Origin of the sequence: Herbaspirillum sp. BH-1, from assembly GCF_002870055.1 — a bacterium.
GTDB lineage: Bacteria > Pseudomonadota > Gammaproteobacteria > Burkholderiales > Burkholderiaceae_D > Herbaspirillum > Herbaspirillum frisingense.
The window spans coordinates 1-19550 of record NZ_PKOI01000034.1; the positions used below are offsets into that span (position 1 = coordinate 1).

The following is a 19550-nucleotide window of genomic DNA, read 5'->3' on the forward strand; positions in this document are numbered from 1 at the left end:
CCCCGTCAGGCTCGCCGGAAGGCGCGTACGATCACCAGCAGCACGATCGCACCCAGGGTCGCGGTGATGATCGAGGCCAGGATGCCACCGCCGACGGCGATGCCCAGCAGACCTGCCAGCCAGCCGCCGATGACGGCACCGACGATACCGATCAGGATGTCGGCCAGCAGACCGAAGCCGCCGCCCTTGACCAGCACACCGGCCAGCCAGCCGGCCACAGCACCAATGATCAGCCATGCGATGAGTCCGTGTTCCATGATGTTCCCTTTCCTAGCGTTCTGTCTTTCTTGGGTTGGTCGCGGAGTGCGCCGGCCCGCAGGCCATTGGCAACGCTCCTTCCTCTTCTCTGCAGGCGCTCGCCTCAACAGATGAGGTCATCTTAGGAACATCGCTTGCCGCCAGGTATCGGACAGCGGCCCATTTCCTTGTAGGACAAGCCCGCCCATGGCCGCTCATCTTCATCGACCTGGAAGTCCTGGGGTGAGCGGCCTCCTGTTTTCCTACACGGCAAAAGGCGGCACTCCTATAGAGAGGAAGCGCGAGTTTTTTTAAGCTTGCCTCGCAATAGAGCAGTGCAGCAAAGCAGTGCAACAAGTGCAGCGTCTACCAGGCACTGCCAGCGCCAGACTTTCACGCCTTACGTTGAACCACGTCGATCAAGAGCCGCCATCATGCCGACCCACGAGCCCAGCGCCCAGCCGCCTACCGCCTTCGCCAATCCCTATGCGCTGAGCGCATTCGGCACGCCGCCGCAGCGTGATGCCGACTTTGCCGACCACTATGCGCGCTATGCCCGTGAATCGGCCCAGCTGATGCAGCAGATCTCGCTGAAGGCGCCGCAACTGGCGGCTGTGCTGGAGCAACTCAACGAGGGTAGTACCCAGCACTCGCACCATTGCATCGAATTCGACGCCGTGTCGCCGCAAACTGGCCAGAGCCACACCAGCCGCCCCGGCCGCCCCAGCGGCAGCCTGCTCGACACCACTGCCAGCCTGCTCAGTCATGCCTTTCCCGGTGTGGCGCCGTTTTTCCACGGCTGCCGTGCCTTCCTTCATCTGAAGATGATCAAAAACAATCGACAGGCTTGAAGCGCATCCGCGCCCAATAGCCTGCACTGTGTCTGAGGGTGCCACGTCCTCCAACCCATCTACCTGGACCTATCATGAAAAAAATCACCAAAGCCGTCTTCCCCGTCGCCGGTCTGGGCAGCCGCTTCCTGCCTGCCACCAAGGCACAGCCCAAGGAAATGCTGCCCATCGTCGATAAGCCACTGATCCAGTACGCCGTCGAGGAAGCGGTCGAAGCCGGTATCACCGAGATGATCTTCATCACCGGCCGCAACAAGCGCGCCATCGAGGACCACTTCGACAAGGCCTATGAACTGGAGACCGAGCTGGAAGCCGCCGGCAAGGTCAAGCTGCTGGAAACCATCCGCAACGTCATTCCCAAGCACATCAACTGCGTCTATGTGCGCCAGGCCGAACCGCTGGGCCTGGGCCATGCCGTGCTGCTGGCCAAGCCGCTGGTGGGCGACGAGCCCTTCGCCGTGCTGCTGGCTGACGATTTCATGGATGCCGCCCCGGGCCAGAAGAACGTGATGGCACAAATGACCTCCCTCTACGAGCGCGAAGGCAAGAGCCTGCTGGCCGTGCAGGATGTGCCGCGTCCGGAAACCCGCCAGTACGGCATCGTCAGCGGCAGCGCCCATGGCGAACGCACCGAACTGCTGACCGGCATCGTCGAAAAGCCGGCACCGGAAGACGCGCCCTCCACCCTGGCGGTGGTCGGCCGCTATGTCCTGACCCCGGCCATCTTCGAGCGGCTGGAAAACATCGGCACCGGCGCCGGTGGTGAAATCCAGCTCACCGATGCCATCTCGGCCCTGCTGCAACAGGAACAGATCCTGGCCTATCGCTACGAAGGTCAGCGCTTCGATTGCGGCTCCAAGCTGGGTTACCTGAAGGCCGCCGTGGCCATGGGCTTCAAGCACAAGGAAGTGGGTAGCGGCTTTGCCCAGTACCTGCAGGAATTTGCCGCCCAGCACGATCTGGCGCAGGCGGCCCAGCCCAAGGGACCGGCCACCGTCACCCCATTGAAGCCGGCCGCGGGCAGCCCGTCAGCCCCCGCCCCGGCCAGTACCGAAAAGCAGCCAGCCGTAGCCCGTAGTGTCATGTAAGTCCCCGGTAGAGACCGTTGTTGATTGCAGTCCAGCCTCTGGCCGGACTGCTTTTTTTTCGTCCCTACGCTTCGTATAAATTGTTTTGACCTTTGTCACAGAGTTTTAACCTGGACTTGTTAGCATCGCCGCCATGCATCTGCAGACATTCATCTCGCCAGCAACGACATGAATTGCTGCATCCCCGGCCAGGCAGCGTATGCTGTGGCCTCCGCACACCACTTGTAAACGTTTGCAGGCTGATAATGCAGCATGAAATCGTTGCCAGGCGCCTGGAGCGATTGCGGCAAAGGCGCAAAAAATATATATTGTTTATATCAATTTATCACAGGAGCGTTCATGGCCACCCGAGTTCAAGCCGCAGCAGCATCGACCGAAAAGAAGAAACCTGTCGCCAAGGCGGCAGCCCCCAAGCCCCCAGTCAAGAAGCCCGCAGTGCGCCCGGCCGCGCGTCCCGCGCCCAAGGCAGCCGCTGTAGCCAAGCCGGCCCCGGAAGCGGTGAAGACTGAAAAGAAGGCAGAGAAGGTCGTCAAGCCGGTGAAGGTGGAGAAGGTCGCCAAGCCCAAGAAGGTCAAGCAGGTGCGTGACAGCTTCACCATGCCCGAGAACGAATACGCGGTCCTGGCCCAGGTCAAGAAGTCCTGTCTGAAGGCTGGCGTGGAGATCAAGAAGAGCGACCTGCTGCGCATCGGCGTGTCCCTGATCAAGAACCTCAAGATCGCCGAACTGAAGGACATCCTCAGCAGCCTGACCCCGTTGAAGGTTGGCCGCCCCAAGAAGTAAATCCTCCCGGGCAAGCCTGCCCTGCCAGCTTGCCCAGCGGTTCCCGCAAAAACAATGCCGCCCGGTTTCGATCGGGCGGCATTGTTTTTTGGTGTCAGGCGAGCCGGCTAATTCCTGTCCCCCATGCTGCGGATCACCCGCCAGCGGCCCTGATGGACCTGATACAGCGTAAACACCGGGTCCCGCAGATTGCCCTCGGCATCGAAGGCGATCTGGCCGGTGATGCCCCGGTAGCGAATGCGGTGCAGTTCGGCCGTGACCTTGGCCGGCGCGAGCGAATCGGCCTCGCGCATGGCGGCGGCGATCACCCGCACGGCATCGTAGGCAAAGGGTGCGTAGAGATAGATGTCATCCTTGTAGCGGGCTTTCCAGGCGCTTTCGAAATGGCTCCATTGCGGCCCTTTGTAGGACGGCAGGCCCGGCTCCACCACGCTGGTCTCCTCCCCGGCCACGCCGGCCAGGCGCAGGAAGGTCGGCCCCACCAGGCCACCGATGCCCACCAGGCGCGCGCGTATCTGCAGCCGGCGCAGGTCCTGCACCAGTTGCGCGGCCTGCGCATCGAGGCCGGCGAAGAAGACCACGTCGGGGTCGCTGGCGCGGATGCTGCGCAGGATGCTGTTGAAGTCCGAGGTCTTGCTGCTGACCTGATAGCGGCCCGCCACCCGCCCCTGCTGGGCGGCCACGGCGTTGACGAATTCCTGGGCATAGGTGGCGCCAAAGAGCGTGCTGTCATCGATGACGGCGATGCTGCGCGCCTTCAGGTCGTGCATGACGTACTGGGCCGTGTGGCGTGCGCCGTCGCCATCATGCGGCACGATGCGAAAGGCCGAGGCGTAGCCCTGGCGGGTATAGTCGGGCGCGGTCACGGCGGGCGCCACATGGGGAATCCCGGCAGCGGCATAGATGCGCGAGGCCGGTATGCCCACGCCGCTGTTCCAGTGCCCCACCACCGCCGCTACCCCGGTCTTGACGAAATACTGGGCCACCAGTTCGCCGGTCCGTGGATCGGCGCGGTCGTCCTGTGGCAGCAGCTTGAACAGCACCGGCTCGCCACCGATGACGGGCTTGCCATTGTTGATATCTTCCACCGCCAGCTGCGCGGCCCGCTCCAGACTCATCCCGGTACTGCCGGAGGGGCCGGACATGGGCGCCGCCAGGCCGATCAGCACGGTGCGCGGGGTAGCTGCTGCCGCGCCGGATTGCATCGCCCATCCGGCGCCCAGAAGGACGGCGGAGAGCAGAATTGTTCTACGCATTACCTTGTTCATCCTTGTTGCTTGCGTGTGTTTTGCGTATGTCTTGCGTGTGTTTTGCTTGTGCCTTGCCTGCCGCCATTGCTAGCAGGTTTCGCGCCACCTCAGAAATTGAACTCCCAGTGGCAGACCTGCCCGACCTCGATGCTGCCGCCGATGCCGCCGATGACGATGGCGTTCTGGCCGAAGGTGAGGCCGCCGTCCACGCGCGGATTGGCGCGGTAGGCCGCCAGCGTGTCCAGCGGCTCGTCGGGCCATTGCGCGTCGCGCAGGCCGGTGTGCTGGTCGATGCCGGGGATCGGGCAGCGGGCGCAGGGCTTGACCAGCTTCAGTTGCACCGCCTGCTCGCCCTCGCCAAAGCGGAGGGTATCGATGAAATCTTCCTCGTAAGGCTCCAGCCCGCTGATCACCAGGTTCGGCCGGAAACGGTCCATCGGCAGGCTTGGCGCCCCCTTGGAAGCCAGCCTGGCATTGAGGTCGTCCAGCGAGGACTGACCGATCACCAGCAGCGGATAGCCGTCCGAGAACTGCGTCGTGGCCTGGTGCGCGCCGGTCCAGCGCTGGCTGCAGGCGCGCGTGACGGCCGGGTCGAAGCGCACCAGGCGCACCTCCTCGCCGAGATAATGGGAGCACCAGTGACGGGCCGGCTCGCCCTGATCCAGGGCATCCAGATGGCTATTCCAGACCTGTACCGCCACGGTGGCCCCGTCCTCGCCGGCAGCGGCCAGCCGCAAGGGTGGCATTCCGGGGGCGCGCAGCACCAGTGCATCGCCCTCGAAAGCCGGCGTGATGCAGGCCATGCGCGGATGGCTGCGCTGGGTCAGAAAACGGCCCTGGCGGTCCACCAGCATCCAGTGGCGGTCCAGGGCCAGGCCCAGGGCGCCGATATCGGCACGCGTGACCGACAGGCCGCCGCAGGATTTGACGGGGTAGAAGCTGATGGCGCTGAGGGTGCTGATGGCGCTGGATGTCGACATGGTGATACTGGCCCAGGGAGCGGCGTCTGGCAGGCGCCGATAAAGAATGCAGATGAAGTTTCGGCAAGACATTACCACAAGCTCGGCATTGGCTTGTGGCGGGAGCAACACGTCACCCCCGCTCATGCGACAATGCACGCCTGTTCACGAAGCTTTTCCTCACGGGAGTGCCATGCTGGTTGCCAAATTCTTCCATCTGCTGGGACTGACCATCTGGGTCGGCGGCATGTTCTTCGCCCACATGGCACTGCGCCCCGCGCTGGCGGTGCTGCACCCGGAGCAGCGACTGACGCTGATGTCGGCGGTGCTGGGCGGCTTCTTCATCTGGGTATGGGTGGCCATCGCGCTGGTGCTGGGCAGCGGCCTGCACATGATGGCGGTGATGGGTGGCGCTCACTTGCCGCCGTATGTCCATGCCATGAGCGGCATCGGCGCGGTGATGATGCTGATCTTCGCGCATATCTTCTTCGCCCCCTTCCGCCGCCTGAAACTGTCGGCCGCACAGCAGGACTGGGACCGCGCCTCGCGCGCGCTGCGCCAGATCCGCATGCTGGTGGGCGTCAACCTGTGCCTGGGCCTGCTGACCATCGCCATCGGTGCCCTGGGGCCGCTGGCTGCCTGACGCGGCGGGGTCCGCGCAAGATCACTATCCAAAAGGGGGAGACACCCGTGCTGAACGAATCGCAACGCCAGCAAGCCGCTGATCTGCTGTGGGACTGCTGGGCGCACAACCGCCGCATACCGCACCTGCCGACCGACCTGCAACCGGTTGATCGGCAGGAAGCCTACGATATCCAGCGCCGCCTGGAAGCCCGCAGCTTCGCGCCGCTGGCCGGCTGGAAGATCGGTGCCACCGGCCCGGGCGGCCAGCAACTGCTCCAGGTCGACGCACCGCTGGCGGGCCGCCTGCTGGCAGAGCGCCTGCATCGCAGCGGGGCGCGCATCACCCTGGGCGACAACCTGATGAGCGTACTGGAAGTGGAAGTGGCCTTCCGCATGCGCGCGAGCCTGCCGCCGCGCGCCACGCCCTATACGCAGGAGGAAGTGCTGGATGCGGTGGGCTCCATCCACCCTGCCATCGAAATCCCCGACACCCGCTACGAACACTTCCGCCAGGTCGGCGCCGCGCAACTGATCGCCGACAACAGTTGCGCCGACCATTTCGTGCTGGGCGCACCGGCCGATGTGGACTGGCGCACCCTGGACCTGGCCGCCCTGGCCACCTCGGCCACCGTCGAAGGTGGCGGGCAGCAGAGCAGCGGCAGCGGAGCCCAGGTGCTGGGCGATCCACGCATTGCGCTCACCTGGCTGGCCAATGAGCTGCGCGCGCATGGCCTGACGCTGGGCGCCGGTCACGTGGTGGCCAGCGGTTCCACCATCGTCCCCATGGCGGTGCGGGCCGGCCAGACGGTGCAGGCCGAACTGGGCGTGCTGGGGACGGTGCTGGTGCATCTGGACTGAATCCGGGGATGAGCAATGCAAAAGGGATGAGCCCGGGCTCATCCCTTTTTTCATTCCGGCACGGCATCAAGCTGGCTTGATTGGCTTAACTGGCTTAGTTGGCCTTCTCGACGCCCGGCTTGACTTCCTCATAGCGGCGCGCCAGCTCCTGGCGCAGCGACTTGCGGATCACTGCGGCATCGAAGCGGCGCTTTTCCTCCTGCGAGAACGGGCGCAGCGGCGGGACCGGGATCGGCTTGCGCTGGTCGTCCACCGCCACCATCGTAAAGAAGCAGCTGTTGACGTGGCGGGTTTCCTGGGTGCGGATATTCTCGGCCACCACCTTGATGCCGATTTCCATGGAGGACTTGCCAGTGTGGTTGACGCTGGCCAGGAAGGTCACCAGTTCGCCCACGTGGATGGGCTGGCGGAACATCACCTGGTCCACCGACAGGGTCACCACATACTGGCCGGCGTAGCGGCTGCCGCAGGCATAGGCAACCTGGTCGAGCAGCTTGAGGATGGTTCCCCCGTGCACGTTGCCGGCGAAATTGGCCATGTCCGGTGTCATCAGGACCGTCATGGTGAGTTGGTGAGATGGCAGATCCATGGTGCGAGGCTCTCTCTGTAGTGGTGGCGATGGGTTGATCATGGGATGGCGCGGTGTCCCGCCACGGGCACTCCCCCGAGTGCACAGGCGACCGGCACGGTCGGCTTTCGTGGAGGAAAGCCGACTGCGGCCGACATTATCGGCCAGCCAGCCCTGCCATGGCAAAAAAACTCGCGTCCACGGTCAGGGCCGCTCCCGTTCAGGCCCGGACTACAGGCTCGGCTGCGGCGAAATGCTCCTCGCAATTGCGCAGGAACTGGCGGACCGAGGCGCTGATGGCCTCCGGCGACCAGCCGGCCACGTGCGGCGTCAATACCACATTGGGCAGGCCGATCAGGGCTGCCGGCGGTTTCGGCTCGCCTTCGTAGACGTCCAGGCCGGCACCGGCCACGCGGCCGGCGGCCAGTGCCGCGGCCAGGGCTTCGGTATCGACCACGCTGCCGCGACCGATATTGACCAGGTAACCGTGGGGGCCGAGCTCTTCCAGCACCCGCGCATTGATCAGGTGCCGGGTCTGGGCGCCGCCGGGGGCGGCCACGATCAGGCAATCGGCCCAGCCGGCCAATTGGGCGACATCGGGGAAGTAGTGGTAGTCGACATCATCGCGCTTCTTGCGGTTGCAATAGGCGATGTCGGCGTCGAAGGCAGCAGCGCGGCGTGCGATCTTCTTGCCGATATTGCCCATGCCGACGATGCCCACGCGCTTGCCGGCCAGTTGCGGCTGCAGCGGAATGGTTTCGCGCCAGCCGCCGTCGCGGGTGTAGCGGTCCAGCACCGGGATGTTGCGCACGATGGCCAGCAGCAGCCCCATGGCGTGATCGGCCACGCAATCCTCGTTGGTACCGGCACCGGAGGCAATCGCGATGCCATGGGCCTGGGCATGCGCGGCGTCGATGTTCTCCACCCCGGCGCCCAGTGCGCAGACCAGTTGCAGGTGCGACAAGGTGCGCATTTCATCAGCGGTCAGGCCGGTGGAGCCATTGGTGAGCACCACGGCGACCTTGCGGGCCGGGCCTGCGATCATCTCGTCACGACGCTGGCGGTCCGGCGCGTAGAGGATGTCGTAGTGGGCCGCGATGGTGGCGGTGCTTTCTTCGGAAAGATGGATCAGGACGAGTAAGGGTGGTTTCATGAAGGGCCTGGCGATGCGGATGAAGGAAAATGCAGTGCCCGCCATTCTATTGCGAATTGCGCAATCAGTCCGGCAGCGGTCAAACCGCCTTCATGCGAATTCCATGCCACCAGCGCAAACAGGCCCGGCGCGCCATGCGGCGGCCGGGCCTGTCGGGGATGCGACGGCACAGGGCCGGCGCGAGGTCTTGCTCAGTGCGACCTGCTCAATGCCGGGCCTGTTCTTTTTCCAGCATCTCGTGCGCCGCCTGGCGCGCGCCCTGCTCGGCCGCCTTCTCGTCGGCGAACGTCTGGTCAGGCAGCACGCGCTGGACCGGAAATACCGGATTGCGGTGCATGGGGTTGATGGAATGGCCGAAGATGGCGACCTGCGCCACCCATTCGTCGCCGCCGATCACGCGTACACCTGCGTACTCGACTTCGTAGTCGCCCACTTGTTCGGTTGGCATGATGTGTCTCCTCTTGTCCGCTTGCGTCCGCTTTTGTCCGGCCCTCAGGCCGCGCCGTCCCCGGCACGCTGGTCCAGATGGGTGATGGCATAGCCCTTTTCGCCGATCTGCATGAAGGCGTCCTCCGCCTCCAGGGTGAAATGCCGCTTGCCGTCGCGTTCAAAGTCCACGTTCTGCTCGTGGATCTGCCAATCGGTATTGGTGACTTCTTCCGGTAGGGCTTTTTCGTGCGGCAGGACGAGGTAGGAAAACAGACCTTCGCCGTCCGGGCGCTTGTAGACATCGACTTTCATCGGGGGGCCTCCTGGTCGGGTTGAACGAGGGCGCTGCACGGTGGGTTACCGGGTGCGCCTGCTTGGTGCGACTGGACGGCAGCACATTGGTTCGATGAATGGGCATACCATGGCCACAAAGCGTGTTGCGCTGTCAGCCTGATCCCACAGGCCGGACCGCCCTGCAGAGGTGCTGCATCGTGATTCATTCAAGATAGCACCGCCCCTGTGACGATGCCAGGAAGAAATCGCGCCCCTGCCCGCTCAGTCGAGCTGGCGCCGCAACCACGCCAGCGCACCCGCAAGGCTGCGGAAATCGGCCAGGGAGCGGCACTGCAGTTGCGGATGACGCTCGCGCAGCATGCGCGAAAGCGCTGCGCCCGGCCCCAGTTCCAGGGCCACGGTGACGCCACGTTCGACGCAGGCGTCCATGCAGGCCGCCCACTGGATGGGCTCGGTCAGCTGACGCAGCAGCAGGTCCTGTGCCTGTCGGGCATCGGCGACAGCCTGCCCGGTGACGCCGGCCAGCAAGGTGAATTCAGGGGCCTGTCTGACCATGGCGGCCAGACTTGCTGCCAGGGGCGCCACCGCTGCCTGCATCAACGGCGTATGCGAGGCCAGCCCGACCGGCAGGGCCGAGCTGCGTGCTCCCATTGCGGCGAACTCGACAGCGGCTGCCTGCAGCGCCGTGTCGCTCCCCCCGGCAATGAGCGTATCGTCGCCGGTAATGATGGCCACGTGCGCGCCATGCCGTTCCAGCGTGCTCTGCGCCGAGACCAGCGCGATACCGCCCACCGCCATCAGGCCCTGCGCCGGTTGTGCGCTGGCCGCCAGCGTCATGCACGCGGCCCGCTGTACCGCCAGCGCGACCGTGGCCGGGGCCGCGATCACGCCGGCAATCGCCTGGGCCGATAGCTCGCCCACGCTGTAGCCGGCTACCACCGCTGGCGCACCCGCCAATGCCGCCAGTGGTTCGCGCAAGGCTTGCCAGGCCGCCAGCTGGGCGGCGACGATCAGGGGTTGGGCATTGCGGTTGGCGTAGAGCTGGGCCGGGTCCGCCAGTACCTGTTGCAGCGGCGCCTGCAACAGGCCGGCGAGATCACATTGGGCCAGGAATTGCGCGGCCTGCGGATCCTCGTTCAGCAGATCGAACATGGCGGCATGCTGCGCGCCCTGCCCCGGACAGAGAATGGCCAGCCGCATGCTCATCCGCGCTCACCGTCCAGCAGACCGACCTGATGCAACAGACAGGCCGCCGCCAGCAGATCGGCCGCACCGCCCGGTGACAGGCGCTGCGCCACAAAGGCGTGGTGGCAATCCAGCGCTTGCTGCTGCCATCCATCACGGGCAGACCCACCGGCGGCCAGGAAAGCGGCGCTGCGCGCGCGCACCAGTGAAGCGCCGGCCGCACCGCCACGGTGATAGACGTTGGTATCGCTGAGATGGGCCATCAGGGCGAACAGGGCATCGATGCTGGCGCAGGTCCAGTCGCGCCCCTGCGCCAGCGTGGCCTGCAACTGCGGCAAGGCCACCTCGAAGACGGCCGGAAAGCCCAGCGCCCCCTCTTCCCGCGCCCCGCCCACCGCATACTGTGCGGCGACCCGCTGGCCATGGCTGGACGGCAGGTGAGGCTGCTCGCCCGCGCCGGCGATGCTATGGCGCGCCAGCGCATCGCCCCACTGGATCAGCAGGGTGGCTCGAATGACTTGCGGCTGCAGCGGCATCCTGCGTGCCCGGCAGCAGGCCGTGGCCGCGCACAGCATGCCCAGCGCGAAAATGGCACCGCGATGCGTGTTGATGCCGCCCGTGGCGCGCAGCATGCGTTGCTCGGCGCTGATGGCCAGCGTCTGCAGGCGGTGGAAAGGCGCGGCCTCCAGGCCGGCAACGGCGATCTGGTAAAAGTAATGACGCAACGAGAACAGGCTGCGCAGGAAGGTCAGCGCATTCATGTCGGTGTGGCTGCCATTGTCCACCCGCGAAACCAGGCCGGGCTTGGGATAGAGCACCAGTTCGTGATGCAGGCTGCGCACTGCCAGCCGAGCCAGCACGCGGCAGAAGGCCAAGTTGTCGCGCTCGGTCCGGCGCTTTTGCAGATGATGGACGGCCGCATCCAGGGTGGCCGGATGTGCCATCAGGCGGCGCATGGCTGCACCTCCTGCGGCAGAGCGGCCATCAGGCTGCCGACCCGCTCCAGCGCGACGCGGTTGGCACGCTTGACCAGCACCTGGCCCAGGTCTCCCGCGCCCAGTACCGCCACCTGCCGCCACTCCTTCCACGACACCGCAGCGCCATCGGGGAAGACGATCTCGCCATCCAGCGGCAGGAACATCGCCTGCCAGGCCAGCAGGCGCACACCGCCCTCCAGCTGGCTGCGGCTGCGCGGGCAGAACAGCAGGTCGATATCGGAACTGGCGCGCAGGTAGGGCTCGGCCGTCACTGCCTGCCAGGCCAGCGAACCGAACACGGAAAGGGCGATGCCGGCGCGCTCCATGTGTTGCTGCAATTCGGCCAGCCCCGCCGGCCAGGACGAGGGCAGGCCGCCCAGGCGGGCCGCCACGATATCGCGCAGCAGGAACGGGGCGCGACTGGCCGCCACTTCCTGCGGCGCCACGCGCAGCGCGATGCGGGGCTTGTTGCCCTGCACATCCGGCGGCAGCGCGATACCGACGCAGAGCTCATCGGCACGCGCATCGACATCGGTGCGGCGCACCACCACCGGCCAGCGCATGCGCTGCCAGTGCGCCAGGCTGGCGCGCTGGCGCTCGTCCACGCTGTCTTGCTGCAGGCGCTGCCAGGCGGCTTCGTGCAGCCAGAGCAGATGGTGCCGCCCGGGATGTTGCGACGGTCTCATCCGTTCAACGGCACATCATTGGCCACGGCCTGGATGACGCGCTGCGCCCACTTGCGTCCGCCCCGCTCCAACCCCACGGCGGCGCGGGTGTCGGCGCTGTCATCGGTCGCCAGCGCCGCGCTCAGGGCCTGGGCCAGGTCGTCGTGCCAGATCTCGGCCACGCCGCCCATGCGCAGATAGTTTTCCGGTCCGGGGGCAAACACCGGGTTGCTCCTGGCCAGTTCGGTCAGGCGCTCTTCCGGGACCTTGGTGATGCGCGCCATGGCCGGCAGGCCCATGACGCGGATGGTGGCATCGGGCAGCGCATAGCAGGCGTCGGCGATCAGGCCGCTGGTGATGAAGCCGCCCGACAGGGCCTGGTCATAGACCAGGCCGATCACGCGGTGGCCCTGGCGGCGCGCCAGTTCCACGCACTTGCCCAAATGTGCCATGTAGCTGTTGATGCCCAGCATTTCGTCACGGTGACGCAGACGCTGGCCCTGGGTATCGACCAGGATCACGATGGGCCGACCGGGATGCTCGCGCACCGTCTGCAGGATGACGCTGGCCTGGGCCAGCGCGATCTCGATGCCGATGGGCGTGTGACCGGTGGTGCCGACCACGGTGACGGTGCGACCATCGACCTGGGCGGTGCCGGAGAGGAAGTGGTCCTTCTCGCTGATCTGCTGGCCCTGCGGAAACAGGGTCTGTGCCAGCGCGCGCCAGTCGACCTGGCTCGGGGTGGGTGTTTGACTCATGGCTCTCTCTCAGGCTTTGAAGGGAATGCGCAGGCCCTGGGCCATGGCGGTGAAGGCGGCCGCTTCCAGCATCGGCACTGTCTCAGGGCGTTCCACGCCCAGCTCGGCCCAGATATCCATCGGGTCCTCGGCGTGGCCGAAGGTGGCGATGCGACGACGCAGCATTTCCTGTTCGGCTTCCAGGGCGGCCAATGTCAGCTCGGGCGCGCCGGACCGGGCCAGCGCAGTCAGGGCATCCATGGCGGCCTGACGGAAGGCCTCGGTATCGTCACCCACCAGTTGCTGGCAATCGCCGATCAGGTAGCGATGCTTGCCGCCGGTGGTACGCCAGACCAGGGCGCGATCGCGCGAGTCGAATTCCTCCACGCCGTTGGCGGTCTCAATCACTTCCGGCCCGGACATGGCCAGCCTTCCCTCTTCGGACATGATGACCGTGTTGGCGCAGCGGGCGACGATGCCCATGCCACCGAAACAGCCATTGGCACCGCCCACCAGCACGATCACGGGGATGCCGGCGGCGCGGGCTTCCAGCACGGCGCGCATCACCTCGGAGACGGCGATCAGGCCGGCATTGGCTTCGTGCAGGCGCACGCCACCGGTCTCCAGCAACAGGACCACGCCGGCCACCTGCTTGCGGATGGCGCGCTTGATCAGGCCGACCAGCTTGGCGCCGTGCACCTCGCCCACCGCCCCGCCCATGAAGCCGCCTTCCTGCGCGGCGGCCATCACCGGGCGTCCGCCCAGCAGGCCTTCGCCGATGATGACGCCATCATCGAAGGACACCGGCGCATCCAGTTGCCCCAGGTGCGGGCTCACCACCCGTTGTGCGGGCGGTAACAGTTCATTGAAACTGCCGGCATCGAGCAATGCCAGGATGCGTTCCCGGGCCGTGGCTTCCAGATAGCTCGCGCTCATGCGCCCTCCTCGACCATGGCTTCCACCGCCTGGTCCAGGCGCAGGCTGACCACGGCAGGCGTGGCGCCCATGTCGTTGATGGAGATGCGGGCATCGGCCAGTTGCCAGCGCTGCTGGAAGTCGCCCACCACCGCCTCCCAGATGGCGCCGAAACCACGGGCAGCGGTCTTGATCTCGATGGCGCAGGCGCCCTTGAGATCGACATTCTCGATCAGCACTTCCAGGTTACCGGAGCTGACCACGCCCACCAGTTCGGGCGCGGCCTTCAGGCGGCGGCGTCCTTGTTCAAAGCGAAAATTCAGAGTTTCCATCGTCTTGTTCCGATTGCTTGCCAGTGACTTGTCTTTGCTTACCAGTTCCGGAAACGCTTGGGCGGGTTGTACAGTCCGCCGGAGGCGCGCACCAGGTCTTTCATGTTCTTGGCCGCCAGCAGGTCGCGGGTGGCCAGGCGCTTGTCCACGCCCAGGTCTTCGGCGCGTCGGATGATGCCCCGGTCGCGCAGGTTTTCCACCATCCGCTTGTCGCGCCCCATGCCCACGGCGGTATAGCCGGCCACGCCACGGATGGCCTGTTCGCGCTCTTCGTCGGTGCGGCATAGCAGCAGGTTGGCGATGCCCTCTTCGGTGAGGATGTGGGTGACGTCATCACCGTAGATCATCACCGGCGGGATGGGCATCCTGGCCTGTTCACCCAGTTGCCAGGCGTCGAGCTTTTCGACGAAGGCCGGCTGCATGTGTTCGCGGAAGGTTTCCACCGTCTGCACCACCAGTTTCTGGCCACGCGGGATGGTATTGCGCCCGGCGCGGGCCTGCTGGCCGGCCTTGAGCCAGGCCTCGCTGGCATGACGACGTCCGCGCGCATCGGCGCCCATGTTGGGTGCGCCGCCGAAGCCGGCGATGCGCCCGAGCGTGGCCGTGGAGGAATTGCCCTGCAAGTCGATCTGCAGGGTGGAGCCGATGAACATGTCGCAGCCGTAATGCCCGGCCGTCTGCGAGAAGGCGCGGTTGCTGCGCATGGAGCCGTCGGGTCCGACGAAGAACACATCGGGTCGGGCGCGGATGTAGTCTTCCATCCCCAGTTCGGAACCGAAGGAATGGATCGATTCCACAAACCCGGCTTCGATGGCGGGGATCAGCGCCGGGTGCGGGTTCAGCGCCCAGTGCTTGCAGATCTTGCCGCGCAGGCCCAGCGATTCGGCATAGGTCGGCAGGATCAGTTCGATGGCGGCGGTATCGAAACCGATGCCGTGGTTCAGGCGCTGCACGCCGTATTCGGCATAGATGCCCTTGATGGCCATCATCGCCATCAGGACCTGGATTTCCGAAATCTGCGCCGGGTCGCGGGTGAACAGCGGTTCGATGTAATGCGGCGTAGGCGCCTGGATGGCGAAACCGACCCAGTCGGCCGGGATGTCCACGCGGGGCAGCACATCAACGATCTCGTTGACCTGGGCGATGACGATGCCGCTGGAAAAGGCCGTGGCCTCCGCGATGGCCGGTGTGTCCTCGGTATTGGGACCGGTATAGAGATTGCCGTGGCGGTCGGCCGCCTGCGCGGCCACCAGCGCCACACGCGGCGTGAGGTCGGTGAAATAGCGGCCGAACAGTTCCAGGTAGGTATGGATGGCGCCGATGTTGAGCTTGCCGGCCGAGGCCAGCTTGGCCAGGCGGCCGGCCTGCGGGCCGGAGAAGGAAAAGTCCAGGCGGTCGGCGATGCCCCTTTCGAACACGTCCAGGTGTTCCGGCAAGGCCAGCACCGAGAACAGCATGTGCAAGCCGTTCACCCGTGCCGGGTCGAGCGCGGCCAGACCCTTGGCGAGGAAATCCGCCTGCTTCTGGTTGTTGCCCTCGACACAGACACGGTCACCGTTTTCCAGCACCGCATACAGCAGGTCGGCCAGTTTTTCCGCAGGGGCGATCTTGCCCTGCAACTGGCTTCCCAATGCGGCGGTGGCGCGTGCCAGCCGCTGTTCACGGTTCTTCTGGCGCGCATTCCACACGCGTTCGCTACTACTCATTTACTTGGCTCCCATCAACAGATCAGGCAATAAGGTCGCGATGCCCGGGAACATGCACAAGAGCAGGACCGCAAGGAACATCAGCGCCAGGAAAGGAATCGTACCCTTGATCACATCACCCAAGGCGATGTCGGGTGCGATGTTCTTGATCACGAACAGGTTCAGCCCCACCGGCGGGTGGATCAGGCCCATCTCCATGACCACGGTCATGACGATGCCGAACCAGATCAGGTCGAAGCCGGCGGCCTTCAGCGGCGGCAGGATGATGGGGGCCGTCATCAGGATGATCGACACCGGCGGCAGGAAGAAGCCGAGCACGATCACCATCCCCAGGATCACCGCCAGTAGCAACCACTTGGACAGGTGCAGGTCCACCACCCACTGCGCGGCCGACTGGCTGATGTGCAGGTAGCTCATCACGTAGGAATACAGCAACGACATGCCGATGATCAACAACAGCATGCCCGATTCCTTGATGGTGGAACTGAGGAAGGGCGCAATGTCGCGTGGCTTGTAGATGCGATAGACGATGGCGATCAGCACCAGCGCCAGCAGCGCACCCAGGCCGGCGGTTTCGGAAGGCGTGGCCAGGCCGCCATAGAGCGCCACCATCACACCGATCAGCAGGATCAGGAAAGGCAGCACGCGGGGCAGCATCTCCACCTTCTGCGCCAGCGTGAAATGCTCGTCATCCAGGTAGGCCGACTTGGCACCACCGGCGCTGTAGACCGCATGAGCCAGCTTGTACTCCTTGCGCGCCCGATAGACGGCATAACCGGCAAACAGGAACACCAGCAGCACGCCCGGGCCGATACCGGCCAGGAACAGCCGTCCCAACGACTGCTCGGCCGCCACTGCGTACAGGATCATGGTGATCGAGGGCGGCAGCAGGATGCCCAGCGTACCGCCGGCGGCAATGATGCCGGCTGCAAACCCGGGCGAATAACCACGGCGACGCATCTCCGGGATACCGGCCGAGCCGATCGCCGAGCAGGTCGCCGGCGACGAACCGGCCATGGCCGCAAACAGCGCGCAGGCAAAGACGTTGGCGATGCCCAGGCCGCCCGGCACCTTGTTCAACCACGCATGGATGGCCGAATACAGGTCCTTGCCCGCCGGGGATTTGCCGATGGCCGCCCCCTTCAGGATGAACAGCGGAATGGACAGCAACGTGATGGAAGCGATTTCCTCATAGACGTTCTGCGTGATGGTATCGAGCGAGGATGCCGGCATGAAGAAATACATGAAACCGGTCGCCACCACGCCCAGCGCGAAAGCGATCGGCATGCCCGAGCACATCACCAGGATGGTGACCACGCCATAGAGCACACCCAGGGTCAGCGGACTCATTGCGCACCTCCGGCCTGCGGGGCGGGAACGGTACCGGTAATGCGCACCAGCACCTGCACCAGCAGTTGCAGGGTCAGCATGCTCATGCCCAGTGCCATCAGCGAATACGGAATCCACAGCGGCGGAGCAAAGGTGGACGAGGTGGTCTGCCCCTCCACCCAGGCTTCATGGAACAGCGCCCACGACTTCCAGGTGAAGAAGGCGCAGAAGGCCAGCGACAACAGATCGACGATGAACATGCGCACCTTGTTGGCCAGCGGCGAGAGCATGCCGGCCAGGGCCTCGATGCCGATATGCCCGCGCAGCGACTGCACATAGGCCGAGCACAGGAAGATCACCCCCACCAGCATGAACACCGAGGCCTCGTCCTGCCAGTCGGTGGGCTGGTGGAAGAAATAGCGCACCACCACCGAATAGGTGAGGATGCACGACGTCACCAGCAGCGCAATCATGCCCAGGAACACGGCCACCCGGTGGTAGCCCTGCAGGAAGGCCGCCAGCCAGGCCACCGGGGCGCTGGCGGGGACGGCCGGGCGCGCGGCAGCCGCGCCGGGCATCTCGAAACCGTGGCTCATACGGTCTTCTCCGCCAGGGCCAGCAGCTTGGCGCAGCTGGCATTACGGCCGGCGAAGTCCTTCCAGGCGGTATTGCGGGCGATGTCCTGCCACTTCTTGACGACCTCGGCATTCAGATCGACCACCTTGGCGCCCGCCTTCTGGTACACCTGGGCCACGGCGATATCGTCAGCCTGCGCGGCCTTGGTGGCGAACTGTTCCATCTCCGCACCCACGGTCATGATGACCGCCTGCTGGTCCTTGGGCAGCTTGTCGAAGACGGCCTTGGACATCATCAGCGGTTCGAACATGTACCAGTAGGCTTTGTCACGGCCGGTGGTGAGGGCCTTGGCGACCTCTTCCAGGCGGAACGACATGAAGGACGTCGACGAGGTCATCGCCGCATCCATGGCCCCGGTCTGCATGGCGGCATAGATTTCGTTGGAAGGCAGCGTGACCACGGCGGCGCCGGCTTCCTTCAGGATCAGGTCCATCTCGCGGGAGCCGCCGCGCACCTTCATGCCCTTGGCATCGGCCGGATCGACGATGGGCTTGCCGCGCGAAGCCACGCCGCCGGCCTGCCAGATCCAGCTGACGATGACCACCCCCTTCTCGCCCAGCACCCGGGCCAGCTCCTTGCCGACTTCGGCATTCTTCCAGGCCGCGCCCTGCTGATAGGAGGTCACCAGGCCGGGCATCAGGCCGATATTGGTTTCCGGGACTTCGCCACCGGCATAGTTCAGCGGCACCAGCGACATGTCCAGCGCGCCCTTGCGCATGGCCGAGAACTGCGCGTTGGTCTTCATCAGCGACGAACCGGGATAGATCTCGAACTTCAGCGCGCCCTTGCTGCGCTCGCTGACCTGCTGGGCAAACATGCGCACCAGACGATCGCGGAAATCGCCCTCGGTGATCGTGCCACCGGGAAACTGGTGTGAAATCTTCAGGCTGGCCGATTGTGCCCAGGCGGACGGGATGGTGCTGGCAAGCGGTGCGGCGGCGAGTGCGCCAAGGAATTGGCGGCGGGTGAATGCGCTCATGCGGGTGTCTCCTCCAGGATTGATGGAACTACGTGTGTTTTTATGCTCTCATCGTGTATACAATTTCGTTTCAAACGCATACATTGTCAAGCATTAATCCTGTGGATCGCATTCCCTTTACAATGCTTGCTTTAAAGGCAACTTGATCATGGACACCCCCAAGACCCGCTCCGAAACCCTGCGCGAATCGATAGAAGAGATGATTGCCGTGGGCAAGCTGGCACCCGGCCAGCATCTCGATGAAACCTCGCTGGCCGAGGAATTCGGGGTCTCGCGCACGCCCATCCGCGAGGCGCTCATCCAGCTGGCCTCGATGGGCATCGTCGAGATGCGTCCGCGCCGGGGCGCCATCGTGGCCGAGATCGGCCCACAGCAATTGATCGAGATGTTCGAGGTGATGGCCGAATTCGAGGCCATGTGCGGCCGCCTGGCGGCGCGCCGGATGACGCCGGCCGAACATGTCGAACTGCTGGCGGCGCACCAGGCCTGCCAGGCGGCGCGCGACGCCAGCGATCCGGACGCCTACTTCTACCTCAACGAGGCCTTCCACGACCACATCTACGCCGGCAGCCACAACGGCTTCCTGGCCGACCAGGCGCGCGCTCTGCACCGTCGCCTGCGGCCCTATCGGCGCCTGCAGCTGCGGGTGCGGGACCGCCTGAAGATGTCCTTCGATGAACACCAGGCCGCGGTCGATGCCATCATCGCCGGCGATGCCGAGAAGACGGTGGAGGTCCTGCGCCACCACATCATGATCCAGGGACAACGCTTTGCCGATCTGGTGGCGTCGCTGCACCAGCTGAAGTCCGCGGCCTGACTGCTTTCCTGCTTTCCTGAGATGACAAACGGCGCCCGTGGGTGTAATGCCGTTCAGTTAAGCTTGTTACGAGCCCGAAAGTTTGCTCAGACTTTGCTCGCGCCACCCCTGACCGTTCGTCCTGAGTAGCGGCGTAGCCGCGTATCGAAGGCGCGCCACAAGCTGAGCAGCGCCTTCG

General features: G+C 65.2%; 23 protein-coding genes. 6 read left to right on the plus strand and 17 right to left on the minus strand.

Annotated elements, in window-relative coordinates:
* Positions 1-5: 5 nt before the first annotated feature.
* The gene (locus HBH1_RS24160) at positions 6-257 is read right to left on the minus strand and encodes a GlsB/YeaQ/YmgE family stress response membrane protein (protein ID WP_006463945.1); all 252 of its coding nucleotides are present in this window, start codon (positions 255-257) and stop codon (positions 6-8) included.
* 414 nt (positions 258-671) lie between these two features.
* On the opposite strand from HBH1_RS24160, the gene HBH1_RS25300 reads away from it, so the two are divergent.
* From HBH1_RS25300 to HBH1_RS24175, 3 genes are all read left to right on the plus strand, one after another.
* Positions 672-1088 (plus strand): hypothetical protein, encoded by a 417-nt coding sequence (locus HBH1_RS25300; RefSeq protein ID WP_199181653.1) that lies wholly within the window; start codon positions 672-674, stop codon positions 1086-1088.
* Positions 1089-1162: 74 nt separating this feature from the next.
* Positions 1163-2176: a UTP--glucose-1-phosphate uridylyltransferase GalU gene (gene galU / locus HBH1_RS24170; protein WP_102664681.1), complete on the plus strand. Its 1014-nt coding sequence runs from the start codon at positions 1163-1165 to the stop codon at positions 2174-2176.
* A gap of 339 nt (positions 2177-2515) precedes the next feature.
* Positions 2516-2959: a hypothetical protein gene (locus tag HBH1_RS24175; protein ID WP_102664682.1), complete on the plus strand. Its 444-nt coding sequence runs from the start codon at positions 2516-2518 to the stop codon at positions 2957-2959.
* A gap of 107 nt (positions 2960-3066) precedes the next feature.
* Here HBH1_RS24175 and HBH1_RS24180 read toward each other — a convergent pair whose 3' ends face one another.
* Both HBH1_RS24180 and HBH1_RS24185 read right to left on the minus strand, forming a co-directional pair.
* The gene (locus HBH1_RS24180; RefSeq protein WP_233207696.1) at positions 3067-4215 is read right to left on the minus strand and encodes a branched-chain amino acid ABC transporter substrate-binding protein; all 1149 of its coding nucleotides are present in this window, start codon (positions 4213-4215) and stop codon (positions 3067-3069) included.
* A 101-nt stretch (positions 4216-4316) separates the two neighbouring features.
* Positions 4317-5189 (minus strand): MOSC domain-containing protein, encoded by an 873-nt coding sequence (locus HBH1_RS24185; protein ID WP_102664684.1) that lies wholly within the window; start codon positions 5187-5189, stop codon positions 4317-4319.
* Positions 5190-5361: 172 nt separating this feature from the next.
* On the opposite strand from HBH1_RS24185, the gene HBH1_RS24190 reads away from it, so the two are divergent.
* Entirely contained in the window at positions 5362-5811 is a 450-nt protein-coding gene (locus HBH1_RS24190; RefSeq protein ID WP_102664685.1) for a CopD family protein, read from the plus strand.
* 47 nt (positions 5812-5858) lie between these two features.
* Entirely contained in the window at positions 5859-6650 is a 792-nt protein-coding gene (locus HBH1_RS24195; protein ID WP_102664686.1) for a 2-keto-4-pentenoate hydratase, read from the plus strand.
* A gap of 94 nt (positions 6651-6744) precedes the next feature.
* Here the strand turns inward: HBH1_RS24195 and HBH1_RS24200 are convergent, their stop codons facing one another.
* The 14 genes from HBH1_RS24200 to dctP form a co-directional block, all read right to left on the minus strand.
* Positions 6745-7239 carry an acyl-CoA thioesterase gene (locus HBH1_RS24200; protein WP_006463953.1) on the minus strand — a complete coding sequence of 165 codons (495 nt, stop codon included), beginning with the start codon at positions 7237-7239 and terminating at the stop codon, positions 6745-6747.
* Positions 7240-7438: 199 nt separating this feature from the next.
* On the minus strand, positions 7439-8371 hold the full coding sequence (locus HBH1_RS24205; RefSeq protein WP_102664710.1) for a 2-hydroxyacid dehydrogenase: 933 nt from the start codon (positions 8369-8371) through the stop codon (positions 7439-7441).
* 205 nt (positions 8372-8576) lie between these two features.
* The gene (locus HBH1_RS24210) at positions 8577-8819 is read right to left on the minus strand and encodes a hypothetical protein (RefSeq protein ID WP_102664687.1); all 243 of its coding nucleotides are present in this window, start codon (positions 8817-8819) and stop codon (positions 8577-8579) included.
* Between the two features lie 44 nt (positions 8820-8863).
* The gene (locus HBH1_RS24215; protein ID WP_006463956.1) at positions 8864-9112 is read right to left on the minus strand and encodes a DUF6139 family protein; all 249 of its coding nucleotides are present in this window, start codon (positions 9110-9112) and stop codon (positions 8864-8866) included.
* Positions 9113-9355: 243 nt separating this feature from the next.
* The gene (locus HBH1_RS24220) at positions 9356-10300 is read right to left on the minus strand and encodes an ACP S-malonyltransferase (protein WP_102664688.1); all 945 of its coding nucleotides are present in this window, start codon (positions 10298-10300) and stop codon (positions 9356-9358) included.
* Complete coding sequence (mdcB, locus tag HBH1_RS24225; protein WP_102664689.1) at positions 10297-11235, minus strand: triphosphoribosyl-dephospho-CoA synthase MdcB; 939 nt, start codon at positions 11233-11235, stop codon at positions 10297-10299. Before mdcB ends, HBH1_RS24220 begins: the two co-directional genes overlap by 4 nt.
* On the minus strand, positions 11223-11942 hold the full coding sequence (mdcG, locus tag HBH1_RS24230; protein ID WP_102664690.1) for a malonate decarboxylase holo-[acyl-carrier-protein] synthase: 720 nt from the start codon (positions 11940-11942) through the stop codon (positions 11223-11225). Before mdcG ends, mdcB begins: the two co-directional genes overlap by 13 nt.
* A complete protein-coding gene (mdcE, locus tag HBH1_RS24235; protein WP_102664691.1) occupies positions 11939-12679 on the minus strand; it encodes a biotin-independent malonate decarboxylase subunit gamma in 741 nt (246 codons plus the stop codon). Before mdcE ends, mdcG begins: the two co-directional genes overlap by 4 nt.
* 9 nt (positions 12680-12688) lie before the next feature.
* Positions 12689-13594, minus strand: a complete 906-nt coding sequence (locus tag HBH1_RS24240) for a biotin-independent malonate decarboxylase subunit beta (RefSeq protein ID WP_102664692.1) — start codon at positions 13592-13594, stop codon at positions 12689-12691.
* On the minus strand, positions 13591-13905 hold the full coding sequence (gene mdcC, locus HBH1_RS24245; protein ID WP_006463962.1) for a malonate decarboxylase acyl carrier protein: 315 nt from the start codon (positions 13903-13905) through the stop codon (positions 13591-13593). Before mdcC ends, HBH1_RS24240 begins: the two co-directional genes overlap by 4 nt.
* Before the next feature lie 38 nt (positions 13906-13943).
* Positions 13944-15611 (minus strand): malonate decarboxylase subunit alpha, encoded by a 1668-nt coding sequence (gene mdcA / locus HBH1_RS24250; protein ID WP_006463963.1) that lies wholly within the window; start codon positions 15609-15611, stop codon positions 13944-13946.
* Complete coding sequence (locus HBH1_RS24255) at positions 15612-16961, minus strand: TRAP transporter large permease (RefSeq protein ID WP_102664693.1); 1350 nt, start codon at positions 16959-16961, stop codon at positions 15612-15614. It abuts the gene before it with no gap.
* Positions 16958-17536, minus strand: coding sequence for a TRAP transporter small permease (locus HBH1_RS24260; RefSeq protein WP_102664694.1), 579 nt, complete (start codon positions 17534-17536; stop codon positions 16958-16960). The genes HBH1_RS24255 and HBH1_RS24260 overlap by 4 nt, the downstream gene beginning before the upstream one ends.
* On the minus strand, positions 17533-18555 hold the full coding sequence (gene dctP, locus HBH1_RS24265; RefSeq protein ID WP_102664695.1) for a TRAP transporter substrate-binding protein DctP: 1023 nt from the start codon (positions 18553-18555) through the stop codon (positions 17533-17535). Before dctP ends, HBH1_RS24260 begins: the two co-directional genes overlap by 4 nt.
* Before the next feature lie 148 nt (positions 18556-18703).
* On the opposite strand from dctP, the gene HBH1_RS24270 reads away from it, so the two are divergent.
* Entirely contained in the window at positions 18704-19372 is a 669-nt protein-coding gene (locus tag HBH1_RS24270; protein ID WP_077236797.1) for a GntR family transcriptional regulator, read from the plus strand.
* Positions 19373-19550: the final 178 nt, after the last annotated feature.

What these genes read in the sequence shown, in the direction of transcription:
- HBH1_RS24190 (WP_102664685.1), top strand. Translation starts at nt 5,362, where the DNA reads ATGCTGGTTGCCAAATTCTTCCATCTGCTGGGACTGACCATCTGGGTC.
- HBH1_RS24210 (WP_102664687.1), bottom strand. Translation starts at nt 8,819, where the DNA reads ATGCCAACCGAACAAGTGGGCGACTACGAAGTCGAGTACGCAGGTGTA.
- HBH1_RS24270 (WP_077236797.1), top strand. Translation starts at nt 18,704, where the DNA reads ATGGACACCCCCAAGACCCGCTCCGAAACCCTGCGCGAATCGATAGAA.
- HBH1_RS24160 (WP_006463945.1), bottom strand. Translation starts at nt 257, where the DNA reads ATGGAACACGGACTCATCGCATGGCTGATCATTGGTGCTGTGGCCGGC.
- HBH1_RS24215 (WP_006463956.1), bottom strand. Translation starts at nt 9,112, where the DNA reads ATGAAAGTCGATGTCTACAAGCGCCCGGACGGCGAAGGTCTGTTTTCC.
- mdcC (WP_006463962.1), bottom strand. Translation starts at nt 13,905, where the DNA reads ATGGAAACTCTGAATTTTCGCTTTGAACAAGGACGCCGCCGCCTGAAG.
- dctP (WP_102664695.1), bottom strand. Translation starts at nt 18,555, where the DNA reads ATGAGCGCATTCACCCGCCGCCAATTCCTTGGCGCACTCGCCGCCGCA.
- HBH1_RS25300 (WP_199181653.1), top strand. Translation starts at nt 672, where the DNA reads ATGCCGACCCACGAGCCCAGCGCCCAGCCGCCTACCGCCTTCGCCAAT.
- HBH1_RS24240 (WP_102664692.1), bottom strand. Translation starts at nt 13,594, where the DNA reads ATGAGCGCGAGCTATCTGGAAGCCACGGCCCGGGAACGCATCCTGGCA.
- mdcE (WP_102664691.1), bottom strand. Translation starts at nt 12,679, where the DNA reads ATGAGTCAAACACCCACCCCGAGCCAGGTCGACTGGCGCGCGCTGGCA.
- mdcB (WP_102664689.1), bottom strand. Translation starts at nt 11,235, where the DNA reads ATGCGCCGCCTGATGGCACATCCGGCCACCCTGGATGCGGCCGTCCAT.
- galU (WP_102664681.1), top strand. Translation starts at nt 1,163, where the DNA reads ATGAAAAAAATCACCAAAGCCGTCTTCCCCGTCGCCGGTCTGGGCAGC.
- mdcG (WP_102664690.1), bottom strand. Translation starts at nt 11,942, where the DNA reads ATGAGACCGTCGCAACATCCCGGGCGGCACCATCTGCTCTGGCTGCAC.
- HBH1_RS24205 (WP_102664710.1), bottom strand. Translation starts at nt 8,371, where the DNA reads ATGAAACCACCCTTACTCGTCCTGATCCATCTTTCCGAAGAAAGCACC.
- HBH1_RS24175 (WP_102664682.1), top strand. Translation starts at nt 2,516, where the DNA reads ATGGCCACCCGAGTTCAAGCCGCAGCAGCATCGACCGAAAAGAAGAAA.
- HBH1_RS24220 (WP_102664688.1), bottom strand. Translation starts at nt 10,300, where the DNA reads ATGAGCATGCGGCTGGCCATTCTCTGTCCGGGGCAGGGCGCGCAGCAT.
- HBH1_RS24260 (WP_102664694.1), bottom strand. Translation starts at nt 17,536, where the DNA reads ATGAGCCACGGTTTCGAGATGCCCGGCGCGGCTGCCGCGCGCCCGGCC.
- HBH1_RS24255 (WP_102664693.1), bottom strand. Translation starts at nt 16,961, where the DNA reads ATGAGTCCGCTGACCCTGGGTGTGCTCTATGGCGTGGTCACCATCCTG.
- HBH1_RS24200 (WP_006463953.1), bottom strand. Translation starts at nt 7,239, where the DNA reads ATGGATCTGCCATCTCACCAACTCACCATGACGGTCCTGATGACACCG.
- HBH1_RS24185 (WP_102664684.1), bottom strand. Translation starts at nt 5,189, where the DNA reads ATGTCGACATCCAGCGCCATCAGCACCCTCAGCGCCATCAGCTTCTAC.
- HBH1_RS24180 (WP_233207696.1), bottom strand. Translation starts at nt 4,215, where the DNA reads ATGCGTAGAACAATTCTGCTCTCCGCCGTCCTTCTGGGCGCCGGATGG.
- mdcA (WP_006463963.1), bottom strand. Translation starts at nt 15,611, where the DNA reads ATGAGTAGTAGCGAACGCGTGTGGAATGCGCGCCAGAAGAACCGTGAA.